The following is a 14081-nucleotide window of genomic DNA, read 5'->3' as shown; positions in this document are numbered from 1 at the left end:
AGGACGACCCTCCGCCTTGCGATTGCACGCACCAGACGCCGCCGGGCCTGCCCTCCGGGCAGACGACGCCACTTTCGCAACACGGCCTGGTGGGCCTCGGCGCGGTCCCGGATCACGACGGTGGCGCAGGAACGCTGTCGCACATGTCCGTCCGGGATCTTCTCCGCCGACGCCACGGCGCCCGCCGTCGGTGAGGCTGCCGCCCGTGGGGCATCGCAGGGGCCGCCCTCCGGCTGCGGTCCGGGGTCGGGGTTCCCGCCGGGAGAGACGGCCGCGGGGGCGGTGCCCGGACCGGCGGTGGCGGACGGTTCCCCCAGCCACAGCGTGGCCGCCCAGCCCCCCGCCACCAGGAGGGCCCAGCCGATCACCACAGGGCGACCCGCCTTCACGACGCGCTCTCTTGCGGACGGTCGGGCAGGCCGAACAGCGGGAACCAGCGCGGCGTGTCCAGGAAGCAGTGCATGCCGGTGACGGCGCCGTCCGAGACGTCGATGACCTGGACCGCCCACGGCACGAACCCCGCGCCGTCCGGATCCGGCTTGTAGTGCGCGAAGGCGGGAGCGCCGTTGGCCTCGGTCGCCACCAGCCGGGAGCCTGCGCAGCCCGCGCCGAGGGTGACCATGAAGCCCGTGATGTCCTCGTGGCCCCGGAGCCAGAGGTCGAACGGCGGCATGGTCATCACGGCGTCCTCGTGGAGCAGCGCCGTAAGCGCCGCCATGTCGTACCCCTCGAACGCCGCCACGTACCGGTCGAGGAGCTTGCGCTGCTCCTCGTCCAGCGGGTCGGCGGTGTCCGGCGGCGCGCCCTCCCGCTGCGCGATCGTCGCCCGGGCCCGCTGCAGGGCGCTGTTGACCGAGGCGACCGTCGTGTCGAGCAGCTCGGCGACCTCACTCGCCTTCCAGGCGAGGACCTCGCGCAGGATGAGCACCGCACGCTGCTTGGGCGGCAGATGCTGGAGAGCGGCGACGAACGCCAGGCGCACGGATTCCCGGGCCACGGCGGCCTCGGCCGGATCGTCCGTCGAGGGCAGGACGCGGCCGTCCGGCATGGGCTCCAGCCAGGTGTTCTCCGGACGCGGGCTGAGCGCCGCCTGCGCCAGGGGGGTCGGGCCGGTCAGATCCACCGGCCTGGCCCGCCGGTTGCCCGCCTTCAACAGGTCCAGACAGACGTTCGTCGCGATGCGGTAGAGCCAGGAGCGCAGCGAGGACCGGCCCTCGAACCTGCCGAAGCTGCGCCAGGCACGCACCAGTGTCTCCTGGACGGCGTCCTCCGCCTCGAAGGCCGAGCCGAGCATCCGGTAGCAGTAGCCGGTCAGCTCGACCCGGTGTCCCTCCAGACGGCTGTCGAGGTCCGTCGTCGCTGTCCGATCACCCATCGTTCCACCCCGTTGCGCTGTGACACCGCTCACCCGGCACTGCGGAAGCTACCCCAGGGCACTGACAACGGGGTCGCCGAGCGGGATCGCCGCAGCTCAGGTGCCAGGCTTGCGTCCGTACACGAAGACGTCGTCACCGTTCCTCAACAGGTTCCAGTATGACTTCGCGTCCGCGGGCCGCATGTTCACGCAGCCCGCCGAGCCCGGGTTGTTGTACATGGACTTGGTGACCGAGTGGAACGCCTGGCCGCCGTCGAAGAACTGGGCGTACGGCATCCGGACGTCGTAGAGCGTCGACCAGTGGTCGATGTTGCGCCAGTAGACCTTCTTCGCCCCGGTCCTCGTCTCCGCCCCGTCGCGGCCCGTGCGGACGGGCACCGGGCCGAACTTCAGCCTGCTGCCGTCCTGGATCCAGCTCAGCTGCCGTGTGAGGTCCACACATGCGATGCGCCCCTTGTTCGTGGGGCACTTCTTCGCGGCGTTCGGGTTCTTGCCCGCCGCCTTCTGTGCGGTGATCGTCTTCATCGTGCGCCAGGTGACGGGCCCCGCGTACCCGGCGGCGGGGGTGATGCCCTTCGCCACCTGGAAGGCGCGGATCGCCGTGCAGTCGGCCACGGACTGGCGTCCGTCCACCGGCCGCTTCAGGTAGTTCTCCACCTGCTTCTGGTACGGCCCCTTCGACGCCGTGCAGGACGCCGCCTGGGCGGCCGTTCCGGTGCTCAGCACCAGGGCCGGTACGGCCATCAGACCGGCGACGGACAACGCGGCCGTCCGCCGCGTCGTCACGCTGCCGCGTGGGTTCCCCGAGATGCGCATACGCCTGTTCCCCTTCGCGCGCGATGTGGTGACTCGCTTGTTGGACGCGCGTGGGGGAGCGGCGGTTGTGCGCCGGCAGGTCTCAGTTGGGCACGGCCGCCGCGGGGCGGGCCCGGAGCCGTTCGGTCCTCGCGGCCCTCGTCCCGTACAAGGTGATCGACACGACGCCGAGGACCGCGAGGAGGCCCAGCGTGACGGTGCCCGCCCAGCCGCCGGCGTGGAAGGCGACCGCGCCGAGCGTGCCGCCCGCGCTGGAGCCCAGGTAGTACGCCGACTGGTAGAGCGCCGACGCCTGGGCGCGGCCCGTCGTCGCCGTACGGCTCACCGACGAGGAGGCGACCGCGTGCCCGGCGAAGAAGCCGGCCGTGATGAGCACCAGGCCCAGCAGGACGGCGGCCAGCCGGTCGGCCAGGGAGAGCAGCAGCCCCGCGGCCGTCGTGGAGACGGCGAGGTAGAGCGCGCCGCGGCGGCCCAGCCGGGCCACCAGGCGGCCGGCGGCGGCGGAGGAGACCGTACCGACCAGGTAGACGAGGAAGATCGAGCCGACGATGCCCTGCGGGAGGCTGAACGGCGCCTCGACGAGCCGGTAGCCGATCACCGTGTAGACGGCGCCGAACACCGTCATGAACAGGGCGCCGATCGCGTAGAGCCGGCGCAGCAGGGGGTCGGAGAGGTGCCCGGTGACCGTCTTCGCCAGGGCCCGGGGGTTCAGCGAACCGGGCGTGAAGTGCCTGGCCTTGGGGATCATGAAGTGGAACACGGCGGCGCAGACGACGGCGAGCAGCCCGACGGCGCCGAGCGCGGCCCGCCAGCCCCACAGCTGGGCGACCCAGCCGGTGAGGATGCGGCCGCTCATGCCGCCGATGCTGTTGCCCGCCACGAACAGTCCGATGGCGGCCACCAGCGCCTTGGGCCGTACCTCCTCGGCCAGGTACGCCATCGCTGACGCGGGCAGCCCGGCCAGGGCCGCGCCCTGGACCGCGCGCAGCGCGATCAGCCAGCCGAGCGACGGGGCGAACGGGACGAGCAGCCCGACCAGTACGGCGACCGTCAGGGACGCCGTCATCATCTGCCGCCGCCCGAAGCGCTCGGAGAGCGCGCTCAGCGGCAGCACACACAGGGCCAGCGCCCCGGTCGCCGCGGAGACCGTCCAGCTGGCCTGACCGGCCGTGGCGCCGAAGGAGGCGGACACGGCGGGCAGCAGGGCCTGCGTGGAGTAGAGGAGTGCGAAGGTCGCGACCCCTGCCGCGAAGAGCGCGAAGCTCATCCGGCGGTAGCCGGGGCGGCCCGGCTCGAGGCGGTCGGGCCCGCTGGGGGCCGGGGTGGCGGGGGAGGCGGCGGCGGATGACGGAGCGGAGGCGCCCAGCACGACGGTGGACGCCCCGGTACTGGCAGGAGGCATACGTCGAACGTAGGCTCCTCCGTTTCATGCGTCCAATGCATGAACTCGTCATAATCGTTCCCATGGCGCATCAATACAGCTCACAGCCGCGCGTGTCACCGAGTAGTTACGAAGAAGACATCCGCGCCGTGCTCGCACCCCGCCTCGCGTACTTCGAGGCGGTGGCCCGCCACGAGCACGTCACCCGCGCCGCGCACGAGCTCGGCGTCCCCCAGTCGACACTGTCGCGGGCCATGGTCAGGCTCGAACAGGACCTGGGCGTCGCCCTGTTCGCCCGCAGGGGCCGCACGGTCTCGCTCACCCCCGCGGGCCGCACCTTCCTCGGGTCGGCCGAACGCGCCCTGGCGGAGGTGGAGAAGGCCGCCGACTCCGTCCGGGCCGACGCCGACCCGGCCGCGGGCAAGGTCGCCTTCGGCTTCCTGCACACCATGGGCTCCGAGACCGTGCCCGCGCTGCTCCGCGCCTTCCGCGCCGACCACCCCCGGGTCCGTTTCCAGCTCGTGCAGAACTACGGCGAAGCGATGATCGAACGCCTGCGGGCGGGCGGCCTCGACCTCTGTCTGACCTCCCCCGTCCCCGACGCCCCCGACCTCGTCGCCCGCCGCCTCGACGAGCAGCGGCTGCGCCTGGTGGTGCCCGACGACCACCGCCTCGCCGGCCGGCGGCGGGTGCGCCTCGCCGAGGCCGCCGAGGAGGCGTTCGTGACCCTGGAGCCCGGTTACGGCCTGCGGCGGATCACCGACGACCTCTGTGCGGAGGCGGGTTTCACCCCGCGCGTGGCGTTCGAGGGGGAGGAGGCCGAGACCCTGCGCGGGCTGGTCGCCGCCGGGCTCGGCGTGGCCCTGCTCCCGCCGCCCGCCGTCGCCCGGCCCGGAGTGGTGGAGCTGACCGTGACGGCGCCGCGCGCGGCCCGTGAGATCGGGGTCGCCTGGCTGGACGGCCACCCCGACACCCCGCCGGTGGCCGCCTTCAAACGCTTCCTGCTGTCACGCCGGGGGAACCTGCTGCCGGACTGATCCCCTGCGGGCGGGGAGCGAGGGAGGGCGGGTGCCCCACGGGACCGCTCAGTGCCGCAGGGACTGTCCGAAGCCGGCGGCCAGCGGCATCCGCAGCCCCAGCGGCGGCGGCGCCGCGAACGCGTCGGCGACCGGGCGCGCGTACGACCGTGCGAAGAGCGAGCCCCGCACGAAGTCCGCTGCCAGCGCCGTGACTTCGGACCGGTGCTGACGCAGCGCGTGCCCGTCCGAGTGGACCTCGAACCGGCAGGTGTCCCGATTGGACTTCTTGGCGCGCTCGGCCAGCCGGTAGGAGAGCTCCGGATCCGTACGGGCGTCGTTCGTGCCGTGCACGATCAGCACCCGGCGCCCCGCGAGGTGCTTGACCGGCTCGGGCTCCGGGGCCGCCGTGCCCTCGGGCAGCCACGGGGCCATCGCCAGGACCGACGTGACGGCGGTGTGCCCGCCCGCCCGCAGGGCGGCCCGGCCGCCCATCCCGTGCCCGGCGAGGCAGACGGGGACGTCCCCGTAACGGCGTACGGCCTCGTCGGCGGCCCACTCGGCGTCGGCCGCCGGGTCCGCGCCGGAGTTCCAGCCCCGGCTGCGGTAGTGCACGACGTGCACGGCGAGACCGTCCCCCTGCGCCGCCCGTGCCAGCGTGCGCGCGAACGGCAGCTGCCGGGCGTAGGAGAGTGCGGAGGGGCGGCGCCGCGACGCGGTCTCGCCGTCCGGCAGCAGCAGGACCACGCCGCTGACCTCGAATGGTGCTCCGGCCGTGTGGACGGCCCGTCCCAGCCTGGCGGCAGGCAGGGGAAGTACGCGCTGTGCCATGACAGAACAGTGTCAGAAGGGCAGATGGATTCCATCCGGCTTCACGGTCACTGTTACGCATCGACTCCCCACTCTACGCGCGTAGGCGTTACAGTGCCCAGATGACGAGCCAGACCCAGAACGTCCCCGACCACGACCAGATCCGCCGCGCGCCCAAGGTGCTCCTCCACGACCACCTCGACGGAGGGCTGCGCCCCGGCACCATCGTCGAACTGGCGCTCGCACAGGGCTACGACGCCCTCCCCGAGACCGAACCCGACAAACTCGGCGTGTGGTTCCGCGAGGCGGCGGACTCCGGTTCCCTGGAGCGGTACCTGGAGACGTTCGCCCACACCTGCGCCGTCATGCAGACGCGTGACGCCCTGGTCCGGGTCGCGGCCGAGTGTGCCGAGGACCTGGCGGAGGACGGCGTCGTCTACGCGGAGGTGCGGTACGCGCCGGAGCAGCACCTCACCGCGGGCCTGACCCTGGAAGAGGTCGTCGAGGCGGTCAACGAGGGCTTCCGGGAGGGAGAGCGCCGGGCCCGTGCGAACGGTCACCGCATCCGCGTCGGCGCCCTCCTGACGGCGATGCGGCACGCCGCGCGGGCGCTGGAGATCGCCGAGCTCGCCAACCGGTACCGCGATCTGGGCGTCGTCGGCTTCGACATCGCGGGCGCCGAGGCGGGCTACCCCCCTACCCGGCACCTGGACGCGTTCGAGTACCTCAAGCGCGAGAACAACCACTTCACGATCCACGCCGGCGAGGCCTTCGGGCTTCCGTCGATCTGGCAGGCGCTGCAGTGGTGCGGTGCCGACCGGCTCGGTCACGGCGTCCGCATCATCGACGACATCGAGATCGCGGAGGACGGCACCGTGCGACTGGGCCGGCTCGCCTCCTACGTACGGGACAAGCGCATCCCGCTGGAGCTGTGCCCGACCTCCAACCTCCAGACCGGCGCCGCGGACTCGTACGCGGACCACCCCATCGGGCTGCTGCGCAAGCTGCACTTCCGTGCCACCGTGAACACGGACAACCGGCTGATGAGCGGGACGAGCATGAGCCAGGAGTTCGAGCGGCTGACCGAGACCTTCGGATACACGCTCGACGACATGCAGTGGTTCACCGTCAATGCGATGAAATCAGCGTTCATTCCTTTCGATGAACGTCTGGCGATGATCAACGACGTCGTGAAGCCCGGGTACGCGGAACTGAAATCGGAATGGCTTTTCCGTCAGACCGTCGCGACCAGCGGTTCTTCCTCTTCGGCGGGCTGAGGCGAGGGCGAAAGGGGACGGCCGGGGACCGTGGATCCCGGCCGTTTTCCGTGTCCCGGCATGTTTGCGGGAGGGGCGAGAGGCTGACTACGTTGCAGAGCCCCTCACATCCCCTTCCCCAAGGATGAATGTCCTATGAAGCAGACCGCTGTCAGGACCCTCGGTGTCGCCGCTCTCGGCGCCGCTTTCGCCGCCGCAGGTGCGGGCAGTGCCTCCGCCGTCGCGCTGCCCGTCGACTCGGTGGCCGGCATGCTGCCCGCGAACATCGCGCTCGACTCCGTGGCCGACGCCCTGCCCGCCGTCCAGAAGGCCGCCGGCGGCCTCCTCGACCAGCAGGGCGGCCACGCGGTCAAGACCCAGGGCGGCAACCTGCTCGGCGGCATGCCCGCCGGCGGGCTGACCGGTGTCCTGCCGCTGGGCCGCTGACCGGTCCGTCCGCACGCACCGTGGGGCGCGCACCCCGACCGGGTGCGCGCCCCACGGCTGTCTCCTCGTACGTCCCCGTGGGCCCGCCGGTCACCAGGCCGTCGCCGACGAGGCCTTCTCCGACGGGAGCAGCAGCCACAGCGCCAGGTAGAGCAGGAACTGGGGGCCGGGGAGCAGGCACGAGACCAGGAAGATCACGCGCATGGTCCCTGCGGACGTGCCGAAGCGCCGGGCCAGCGCCGCGCACACTCCACCGATCATGCGTCCTTCGCGGGGGCGGGCAAGTGCGGCCATGGTGGGCTCCTTCTCGAACCGTTCGGGGAGCAGCTCCGTCGTGCTCCCGGTATCTCCATGGTGGCTCCGCGAAGGGGTGCGGAACGTCGCTCTACGGAGCGATGCCGACCCTGGAAATCGTCGGGGTCGATCCCTGAGGGGCCTCGCCCCTGGACATCGGCCTCTCGTTCACGAGCCGGGTCAGGTCCCCGGCGCCCGCCCGGTTGCCCCGGCGCAGCCGTGCCCGGGACATCGGGACCACCAGCAGATGCGCGAGCGCCACGCCCGTGGTGTTCAGCAGCAGGGAGTCGACGTCGACGACCTGTCCCGGCACGCCCGTCTGCGCCAGTTCGATGGCCATCGAGATCAGGGCTCCCGCCGCGACCGTCCGCGCCAGGGAGGCCCATGGGGAGACCAGCAGTCTGCCCCCGGCCATGGGGAGCAGGACCCCGAGCGGCGCCAGCAGCAGCAGCCCCTCACCGATGCGGTGGGCCGCCTCGACCGGGCCGAGCGCCAGGTCCGCCCGTATCCCGTCGAGCGGCCGCAGGTTCGCCGCCGTCATCCAGGGCACATCGAGCGGGCGCAGGGTCAGCCAGCCGACGAACAGCAGATGTGCGAGGAGGAGGAGGACCCCCGCCGCGCGGAAGTGGATGACGGCACGGCCGTCCGGACTCTGACGCACACACACCAGGACGCCACGACCGGCAGGATCGGTTCCGCACTGCTGCGGGAGCCTGTGTGACCAGTGGCACGGGCCCTCACGGGGCGGGCCCCCGCCCCCGCGGCAACCCGGTCGAGGACGGACGGCGGCGCCCTGCCCCGGTCGGCCGCCGGAGCACGCCCGGCCCGGGCGGGCCGCCGACGCGCTGCCGCGCCCGCTCGGGACGGCTCGGCCGCGCTCACCGTCGGTACGTCCTCAGGCCCCGGACGTGCTGTCCGCTCGGGCCCCCGGCCCCCCGACGCCGCTGCCGCGCCCGCTCGGGACGGCTCGGCCGCGCTCACCGTCGGTACGTTGTCGGCCGCCGGTCGTGCTGCCCGCACGGGCCCGGGACGTGCCGCCTGCCCGGGCCCCCGGACGCGCCCGGGCCGCCGCCCCCTCCCGACGTGCCGCCGTGCCCGGGCCCCCGGGGCAGCCCCTCCGCGCCCGCTCAGGGCAGCTCGCCGCGCTCACCGCCGGTACGTTCCCGGCCCCCGACATGCTGCCGTGCCCGGGCCCCCGGGGCAGCACGGCCGTGCCCGTTCAGGGCAGCTCGGCCGCGCTCACCGTCGGTACGTTGTCGGGCCGGCTCCTGGTCTCCGGCGTACACAGGTACTTCCGCGGCGCGTACGTGCCCGGCCCACCCAGCAGCACGGAACCGCCGGTCCCCAGTGGCTCGCTCTCGGCGTACGTGCACACCACCTGCGCCAGCGCTTCGGTCGGCAGCTCCTCGGGCTGCTCGCTCAGGCGCAGCGTGCCCTTCGGATCCCCCTTGCGGGCTCCGCCGACCCGCAGTTGCGCCGGGACGGCCGTGGAGAACCCGGCACGCCGCTCGTCGGCCGACGGCTCGCGCCGCAGTTCGCCCAGCAGCACCTGCGCGACCGGGAGCGGATCGGAGCGGGACTCGTCGACCTGGACCATCCGCTGCACCGTCACCAGTTGCGAGGCGCAGATCAGGTGGACGCGTACGGCGACGGTCTGCGGCGGCGGCGCGTCCGCCTGCCCCGCGGCCGTGCGGCACGGCACCCGCGTGGGCGCCGCCCCGGCGTCCACCGGAACCGAGGTACTCCTGATCCCGCAGCCGGCGCCCAGCACCGCACAGGCGGCCACGGCGGCCAGCACGCCCGCGGTCCGCCGGGCGCGGCGGGGTGCGCGCTCCGCGCGCTCGCCTGGCATCACGTCGCCCCGTCCTTCCCGTCCCGGCCGTTGTCCTCGTCCCCGGCGGCGCCCGCCAGCCGCTCGGCGTCGCGCGGCAGCCGCAGCACGAACACCGCGCCGTCGCCGTCCGGCGAGTTGAAGGCCGTGATGTCACCACCGTGGATGTGCGCGTTCTCCACCGCGATGGACAGGCCCAGGCCGCTGCCCTCGGAGCGCGGCCGCGACGCGCTCGCCTTGTAGAAGCGGTCGAAGACGTGCGGCAGGACGTCCTCCGGGATGCCCGGACCGTGGTCGCGCACCTCGACGACCAGCTCGTCGTCGTCGGTGCGCACGGCCACCCGCACGGGGGAACCGCCGTGCTTGAGGGCGTTGCCGATCAGGTTCGCCAGGATCACGTCGAGCCGGCGCGGATCCAGCCGCACCATGATGCCCCGCTCCGCGTCCAGGTCGACCGCGTCCAGCCAGGCACGGGCGTCGATGCAGGCCGTCACCTGGTCGGCGACGTCGACCGTGTCCAGGACGAGCCGGGCCGTACCCGCGTCGAAGCGGGTGACCTCCATGAGGTTCTCGACCAGGTCGTTCAGCCGCCGGGTCTCGCTCACCACCAGATGCACGGCCGGCGCGATCATCGGATCCAGGCTGTCCGCCTCGTCCTCCAGGACCTCGGCGACCGCCGTGATCGCCGTCAGGGGTGTCCGCAGCTCGTGCGACATGTCGGCGACGAACCTGCGGCTCGACTCCTCCCGCGCACTCATGTCGGCGACCTTCTTCTCCAGCGAGCTCGCGGTCCTGTTGAACGTACGTGAGAGATCGGCCAGTTCGTCCGTACCGGAGACCACGAGTCGGGTGTCGAGCTTGCCCTCACCGAGCTTGCGGGCCGCGTCGCCGAGCCGTTGCACGGGCCGCAGCACGGTTGTCGCCGCCGCCTGCGCGAGGAGCGCCGAGCCGACGAGGGCCAGCGCGGTCGCGATACCGAGGGACCACGCCAGGGAGTTGAGGTCCTGGCGCTCCTGGTCGAGCGACTTCAGCATGTACCCGGCCGGTCCCCCGCCGATGATCTTCGTACCGGCCACCAGGTACGGCGTGCCGCCGATGTTCGTACGCTGCCAGAACAGGTGGTACTCGTAGGCGTTACCCGAGGTCAGCGGCTGCTTCTTGTCGACCTGCTGCTGCAGGGAGGCCGGCACGTCCTGCTTGGTGAACGCGTCGATGTCGGAGTACCCCACGACCGGTTTGCCGTCGTGGGAGCCGATCAGCAGGACGTGGTAACCGGGCCCGCTGCTCGCCATCTGCTCGGCGGCGCCCCGCAGATCGTCCGCCGTCGGCTCCAGCGGGAGCGAGGCCGCCCGGTTCTGCATCTCGCGGCGGAAGTCCCCCAGCGCCGCGTCCTGCGTGCGCGTCAGGACGGCCTCCCGGTTGAGCCAGTACGCGATGCCCGACGCGGACACCGCGGCCGTCAGCGCCACCAGCGCGAACACCACCAGGAGCCGCAGCCGCAGGCTGGTCCAGCGAAGACCCGCCCGTATGGAACGCTTCGCGGAACCGCTCACTGAGGCGAGTCCAGCCGGTAGCCCACACCCCGCACGGTACGGATCAGCGTCGGCGAGGACGGCACGTCCTCCACCTTCGCGCGCAGCCGCTGCACACAGGCGTCCACGAGCCGCGAGTCGCCGAGGTAGTCGTGCTCCCACACCAGACGCAGCAACTGCTGCCGGGACAGGGCCTGTCCGGGCCTGCGGCTCAGTTCGAGCAGGAGGCGCAGCTCGGTCGGCGTGAGCTGCAGGTCCTCCCCGTTCTTCGTGACGGTCATCGCCGAACGGTCGATGACGACACTCCCGAAGGTCGCCGAGTCCGTGGACTCACGCTCCCCCCGGCGCAGCACCGCCCGGATACGGGCGTCGAGCACCCGGCCCTGCACGGGTTTCACCACGTAGTCGTCCGCGCCGGACTCCAGTCCCACCACGACGTCGATGTCGTCGCTGCGCGCGGTCAGCAGAATGATCGGCAGCTGGTCGGTGCGCCGGATACGCCGGCAGACCTCGAAACCGTCGATCCCGGGCAGCATCACGTCCAGCACCACAAGGTCGGGCCGCTGCTCCCGGAGCAACTCCAGGCCGTCCTCTCCCGTCGCCGCGGTGGCCACACGGTGGCCCTGGCGTGACAGCGAGAGTTCGAGGGCCGTGCGGATGGCGTCGTCGTCCTCGATCAGCAACAGGAAAGGCACGGGGGTCATTCTGACTCATGGTGGTGCCACAGTTCGACGAACCCCCCGACCTGAGGGGCCGGCATGCCCTGTGACAGGCCTGTGACAGTCGCAGGACAGCGCCATGAAACTGCCCCGGCAAGCTCGTTGGCACAAGGAACGAACGGACTCCACCGATGGGGGGCGCGAGATGAACGCACTGCACAGCACCACCTCGAGCGCAGTTGTCACGCGTCTCCACGACGTCGGCCGGAGCCTGGAGAAGTCCGGCGGTGTGAACCATCGGGGGTGTGTTCGCGGCGCCGGGCGTCAGCATCCGTCGTATCTGACGATGGTTGACGCGCCCACGGGGGAGAGCGGGGGACGCGGGGCCGACGGGGGAAGCGCGTACGGGGAGACCTCGGGGGAGCGGAAGCCCCTGGGCGGGGCGCAGGACGCCGAAGCGGCGTTCACCGCCTACGTCCAGGAGCGCCGCGCCTCCCTGTACGCGACGGCCTACCACCTGACCGGCGACCGGTTCGAGGCGGAGGACCTGCTGCAGAGCGCCCTCTTCTCGACGTACCGGGCGTGGGACAGGATCAGCGACAAGGCCGCGGTCGGCGGATACCTCCGCCGCACCATGACCAACCTGCACATCAGCGCCTGGCGCAGGCGCAAGCTCAACGAATACCCGACCGAGGACCTGCCGGAGACGGCGGGCGACACGGACGCGATGCGCGGCACGGAACTGCGGGCGGTGCTCTGGCAGGCCCTCGCGCGGCTGCCCGAACTCCAGCGCACCATGCTGGTCCTGAGGTACTACGAGGGCCGCACGGACCCGGAGATCGCGTCGATTCTCGGCATAAGCGTCGGCACGGTGAAGTCGAGCATCTGGCGGTCGCTCCGCCGGCTGCGTGAGGACGAGGTCCTCAGCTTCGGCCGTGACGAGGAGGAGTCCTTCGGCGAGCTGGTGGCCTGAGGTCTACGGGGAACGGGGGAACGGGGAACGGCCGCGGCTTCGGGGGAGGCGGCGGCACGGGGGACGTACGCAGCGGGGGCGGGCAGGCCGGGGGGTCCTGTCCGTCCCCGCCGTGTTGCCTTCGCCCGGGGCGGCAGGCGCTGCCGGGCCGACCCGGGGCCGGTCACCTCTCGTGCGGGGCGGCGCCGTCGAGCGTCGCGACGACCTGGTCGTAGTCGCCGCGGGCCTCGCCGTAGCGCAGGAACTTCACACGCTCGACCTGGATCTCCTCCGCGTCGGGCTGCGCCTCGATCAGGGCGAGGGCCTCCGCGACGAACTCGTCGAGCGGCATGGCGTGCTCGCTGTCCTCCTGCCCCGACAGCGCGGTGCGGACTGCCGGGGGCTCGAGTTCCACGATCCGCACCGAGGTGTTCCGACGCCTCGCGCTCATCCACCGGAACCGTGGGCCGGCCCTCAGTTCGACATCTGGCTCCGAGGCGCGCGGCAGCGACCCGCCGCCGCGGCCGCGAGCCGGCCCAGGGCCTCTTCCTTACCGCAGGGGTACGCGCCCAGCGCCGTGTGGCGGGCCACGATGCCCCGCTCGGCCCGCATCAGCCGCCATCCGCGCCGCAGCAGGAACGGGACCGACTTCCGGCCCTCGCGCAGGTCCCGCACCAGCCGCCGGCGGAACGTCGTCGCCGGCCGCCCGCGCAGGCACAGCGCGTCCGCCAGCAGGCCCAGCTCCTGGCAGCGCCTCACGATGTCCGCCGCGAAGATGCCCTCCGCGATGAAGAGGGGCGTGCGGGCGATGTCGAGGGCCTCGCGGCCGGTCCGGGAGCTCGTGGCGATGTCGTACAGGGGAACGGTCGTGCTCCCCGTCCGGCACAGCTCCGCTATGGCCGTGACCGCCCCGTCCGCGTCCCAGGACAGGGCGGAGTCCCAGTCGATGTCCGTGCTGCCGGTGACCAGGGGCAGTGTCGGATCGTTCCCCTCTTTGTAGAAGTCGTCCAGACGCAGCACCGGCAGACCGGTGCGGGCGGCGAGGGACGACTTGCCGGAGCCGGAGGGACCGGCGAGCAGCACGACTCGGGTGGGGATCGGTTGGGAACTCACAGAACAGAAGTGTGAGGCATTGACCCGCGCAGGGGATCCCCGGGAGGTGCTGTTGGTATCGAGCATCACATCTCAACTACTCTGCGCGTACGGACGATTACCGCATCAGCCCCGATCAGGTGGGAAAACATGGCACGTCATGCACTGTCCAAGCCCCGGCACCGCGCCCTGCTGCGCGCCGGCCTGACCCTCACCGCCCTGGGCGCGGCGTTCGGCGCGGGAGGTGCGGCGGCCCACGCGGCACCGCTGCCCGCCGCCCCCGCCACCGGCTCGGACACGGCGGACAGCACGCTGGGAGCGGTCGGTGACACGGCGGCGCCCGCATTGACCAGCGCGCTCGGCTACGGGCTTGCCGGTGCCGTGTCCCCGGTCACCGACCTCCAGCTCGACCCGCTGGCCGGCACGGGTGCGGACCCCTTGGACAACGCCGTGGGCGCCCAGGTCGCCGACTTCAAGCCGGTGACCACCGCGCTGGTCACCGACCCGCTGACCAGCGGCGCGGCGCTCGGAGACCTGCCCGTGGTGGGCCAGGTGACGGGCCTGGTCACCGGCTGACGTACGTACGCGGCGGGGCCGCCCCCGGGGAGGGGCGGCCCCGC

General features: G+C 72.6%; 16 protein-coding genes. 5 read left to right on the top strand and 11 right to left on the bottom strand.

Features of this window, described 5'->3' with window-relative positions; all coding sequences use genetic code 11:
* Nucleotides 1–385: 385 nt before the first annotated feature.
* The 3 genes from BA175_RS10470 to BA175_RS10460 form a co-directional block, all read right to left on the bottom strand.
* The gene (locus BA175_RS10470; protein ID WP_069171033.1) at nucleotides 386–1375 is read right to left on the bottom strand and encodes a sigma-70 family RNA polymerase sigma factor; all 990 of its coding nucleotides are present in this window, start codon (nucleotides 1373–1375) and stop codon (nucleotides 386–388) included.
* 96 nt (nucleotides 1376–1471) lie between these two features.
* Nucleotides 1472–2191, bottom strand: coding sequence for a L,D-transpeptidase family protein (locus tag BA175_RS10465; RefSeq protein WP_069171032.1), 720 nt, complete (start codon nucleotides 2189–2191; stop codon nucleotides 1472–1474).
* Nucleotides 2192–2273: 82 nt separating this feature from the next.
* Nucleotides 2274–3593, bottom strand: coding sequence for an MFS transporter (locus tag BA175_RS10460; RefSeq protein WP_069171031.1), 1320 nt, complete (start codon nucleotides 3591–3593; stop codon nucleotides 2274–2276).
* Nucleotides 3594–3655: 62 nt separating this feature from the next.
* On the opposite strand from BA175_RS10460, the gene BA175_RS10455 reads away from it, so the two are divergent.
* On the top strand, nucleotides 3656–4609 hold the full coding sequence (locus BA175_RS10455) for a LysR family transcriptional regulator (protein ID WP_069171030.1): 954 nt from the start codon (nucleotides 3656–3658) through the stop codon (nucleotides 4607–4609).
* 48 nt (nucleotides 4610–4657) lie between these two features.
* On the opposite strand, the gene BA175_RS10450 is transcribed toward BA175_RS10455, so the two are convergent.
* The gene (locus BA175_RS10450) at nucleotides 4658–5419 is read right to left on the bottom strand and encodes an alpha/beta fold hydrolase (protein ID WP_069171029.1); all 762 of its coding nucleotides are present in this window, start codon (nucleotides 5417–5419) and stop codon (nucleotides 4658–4660) included.
* Between the two features lie 101 nt (nucleotides 5420–5520).
* Between BA175_RS10450 and BA175_RS10445 the strand changes: the two genes are divergently transcribed.
* The gene (locus BA175_RS10445) at nucleotides 5521–6675 is read left to right on the top strand and encodes an adenosine deaminase (RefSeq protein ID WP_069171028.1); all 1155 of its coding nucleotides are present in this window, start codon (nucleotides 5521–5523) and stop codon (nucleotides 6673–6675) included.
* Nucleotides 6676–6810: 135 nt separating this feature from the next.
* The gene (locus BA175_RS10440) at nucleotides 6811–7101 is read left to right on the top strand and encodes a hypothetical protein (RefSeq protein WP_069171027.1); all 291 of its coding nucleotides are present in this window, start codon (nucleotides 6811–6813) and stop codon (nucleotides 7099–7101) included.
* Between the two features lie 90 nt (nucleotides 7102–7191).
* On the opposite strand, the gene BA175_RS10435 is transcribed toward BA175_RS10440, so the two are convergent.
* The 5 genes from BA175_RS10435 to afsQ1 form a co-directional block, all read right to left on the bottom strand.
* Nucleotides 7192–7395: a PspC domain-containing protein gene (locus BA175_RS10435; protein ID WP_069171026.1), complete on the bottom strand. Its 204-nt coding sequence runs from the start codon at nucleotides 7393–7395 to the stop codon at nucleotides 7192–7194.
* 91 nt (nucleotides 7396–7486) lie between these two features.
* On the bottom strand, nucleotides 7487–8062 hold the full coding sequence (locus tag BA175_RS10430) for a VanZ family protein (RefSeq protein ID WP_069171025.1): 576 nt from the start codon (nucleotides 8060–8062) through the stop codon (nucleotides 7487–7489).
* A gap of 552 nt (nucleotides 8063–8614) precedes the next feature.
* Nucleotides 8615–9247 (bottom strand): hypothetical protein, encoded by a 633-nt coding sequence (locus tag BA175_RS10425; protein WP_069171024.1) that lies wholly within the window; start codon nucleotides 9245–9247, stop codon nucleotides 8615–8617.
* Nucleotides 9247–10779 (bottom strand): sensor histidine kinase, encoded by a 1533-nt coding sequence (locus BA175_RS10420; protein ID WP_069171023.1) that lies wholly within the window; start codon nucleotides 10777–10779, stop codon nucleotides 9247–9249. Before BA175_RS10420 ends, BA175_RS10425 begins: the two co-directional genes overlap by 1 nt.
* Entirely contained in the window at nucleotides 10776–11453 is a 678-nt protein-coding gene (afsQ1, locus tag BA175_RS10415; RefSeq protein WP_015578482.1) for a two-component system response regulator AfsQ1, read from the bottom strand. The genes BA175_RS10420 and afsQ1 overlap by 4 nt, the downstream gene beginning before the upstream one ends.
* Nucleotides 11454–11622: 169 nt before the next feature.
* Between afsQ1 and BA175_RS10410 the strand changes: the two genes are divergently transcribed.
* A complete protein-coding gene (locus BA175_RS10410) occupies nucleotides 11623–12390 on the top strand; it encodes a SigE family RNA polymerase sigma factor (RefSeq protein WP_069171022.1) in 768 nt (255 codons plus the stop codon).
* 163 nt (nucleotides 12391–12553) lie between these two features.
* Here the strand turns inward: BA175_RS10410 and BA175_RS10405 are convergent, their stop codons facing one another.
* The gene (locus tag BA175_RS10405; protein ID WP_254667846.1) at nucleotides 12554–12820 is read right to left on the bottom strand and encodes a hypothetical protein; all 267 of its coding nucleotides are present in this window, start codon (nucleotides 12818–12820) and stop codon (nucleotides 12554–12556) included.
* A 23-nt stretch (nucleotides 12821–12843) separates the two neighbouring features.
* Complete coding sequence (locus BA175_RS10400) at nucleotides 12844–13548, bottom strand: uridine kinase family protein (protein ID WP_079159492.1); 705 nt, start codon at nucleotides 13546–13548, stop codon at nucleotides 12844–12846.
* Nucleotides 13549–13611: 63 nt separating this feature from the next.
* Here BA175_RS10400 and BA175_RS10395 point away from each other — a divergent pair, with 63 nt between their 5' ends.
* A complete protein-coding gene (locus BA175_RS10395) occupies nucleotides 13612–14037 on the top strand; it encodes a hypothetical protein (RefSeq protein ID WP_069171019.1) in 426 nt (141 codons plus the stop codon).
* Nucleotides 14038–14081: the final 44 nt, after the last annotated feature.

The sequence above is a fragment of the Streptomyces griseus genome, from assembly GCF_001715295.1.
Classification (GTDB): Bacteria; Actinomycetota; Actinomycetes; order Streptomycetales; family Streptomycetaceae; genus Streptomyces; species Streptomyces griseus_G.
Note: the sequence above shows the minus strand (reverse complement) of the source record. Positions and strands in the feature narration are given on the sequence as shown.

Coding starts and splice junctions, on each gene's coding strand:
- BA175_RS10435 (WP_069171026.1), bottom strand. CDS start 7,395: ATGGCCGCACTTGCCCGCCCCCGCGAAGGACGCATGATCGGTGGAGTG.
- BA175_RS10455 (WP_069171030.1), top strand. CDS start 3,656: ATGGCGCATCAATACAGCTCACAGCCGCGCGTGTCACCGAGTAGTTAC.
- BA175_RS10400 (WP_079159492.1), bottom strand. CDS start 13,548: ATGCTCGATACCAACAGCACCTCCCGGGGATCCCCTGCGCGGGTCAAT.
- BA175_RS10445 (WP_069171028.1), top strand. CDS start 5,521: ATGACGAGCCAGACCCAGAACGTCCCCGACCACGACCAGATCCGCCGC.
- BA175_RS10395 (WP_069171019.1), top strand. CDS start 13,612: ATGGCACGTCATGCACTGTCCAAGCCCCGGCACCGCGCCCTGCTGCGC.
- BA175_RS10410 (WP_069171022.1), top strand. CDS start 11,623: ATGAACGCACTGCACAGCACCACCTCGAGCGCAGTTGTCACGCGTCTC.
- BA175_RS10450 (WP_069171029.1), bottom strand. CDS start 5,419: ATGGCACAGCGCGTACTTCCCCTGCCTGCCGCCAGGCTGGGACGGGCC.
- BA175_RS10425 (WP_069171024.1), bottom strand. CDS start 9,247: ATGCCAGGCGAGCGCGCGGAGCGCGCACCCCGCCGCGCCCGGCGGACC.
- BA175_RS10470 (WP_069171033.1), bottom strand. CDS start 1,375: ATGGGTGATCGGACAGCGACGACGGACCTCGACAGCCGTCTGGAGGGA.
- BA175_RS10405 (WP_254667846.1), bottom strand. CDS start 12,820: ATGAGCGCGAGGCGTCGGAACACCTCGGTGCGGATCGTGGAACTCGAG.
- BA175_RS10440 (WP_069171027.1), top strand. CDS start 6,811: ATGAAGCAGACCGCTGTCAGGACCCTCGGTGTCGCCGCTCTCGGCGCC.
- BA175_RS10460 (WP_069171031.1), bottom strand. CDS start 3,593: ATGCCTCCTGCCAGTACCGGGGCGTCCACCGTCGTGCTGGGCGCCTCC.
- BA175_RS10465 (WP_069171032.1), bottom strand. CDS start 2,191: ATGCGCATCTCGGGGAACCCACGCGGCAGCGTGACGACGCGGCGGACG.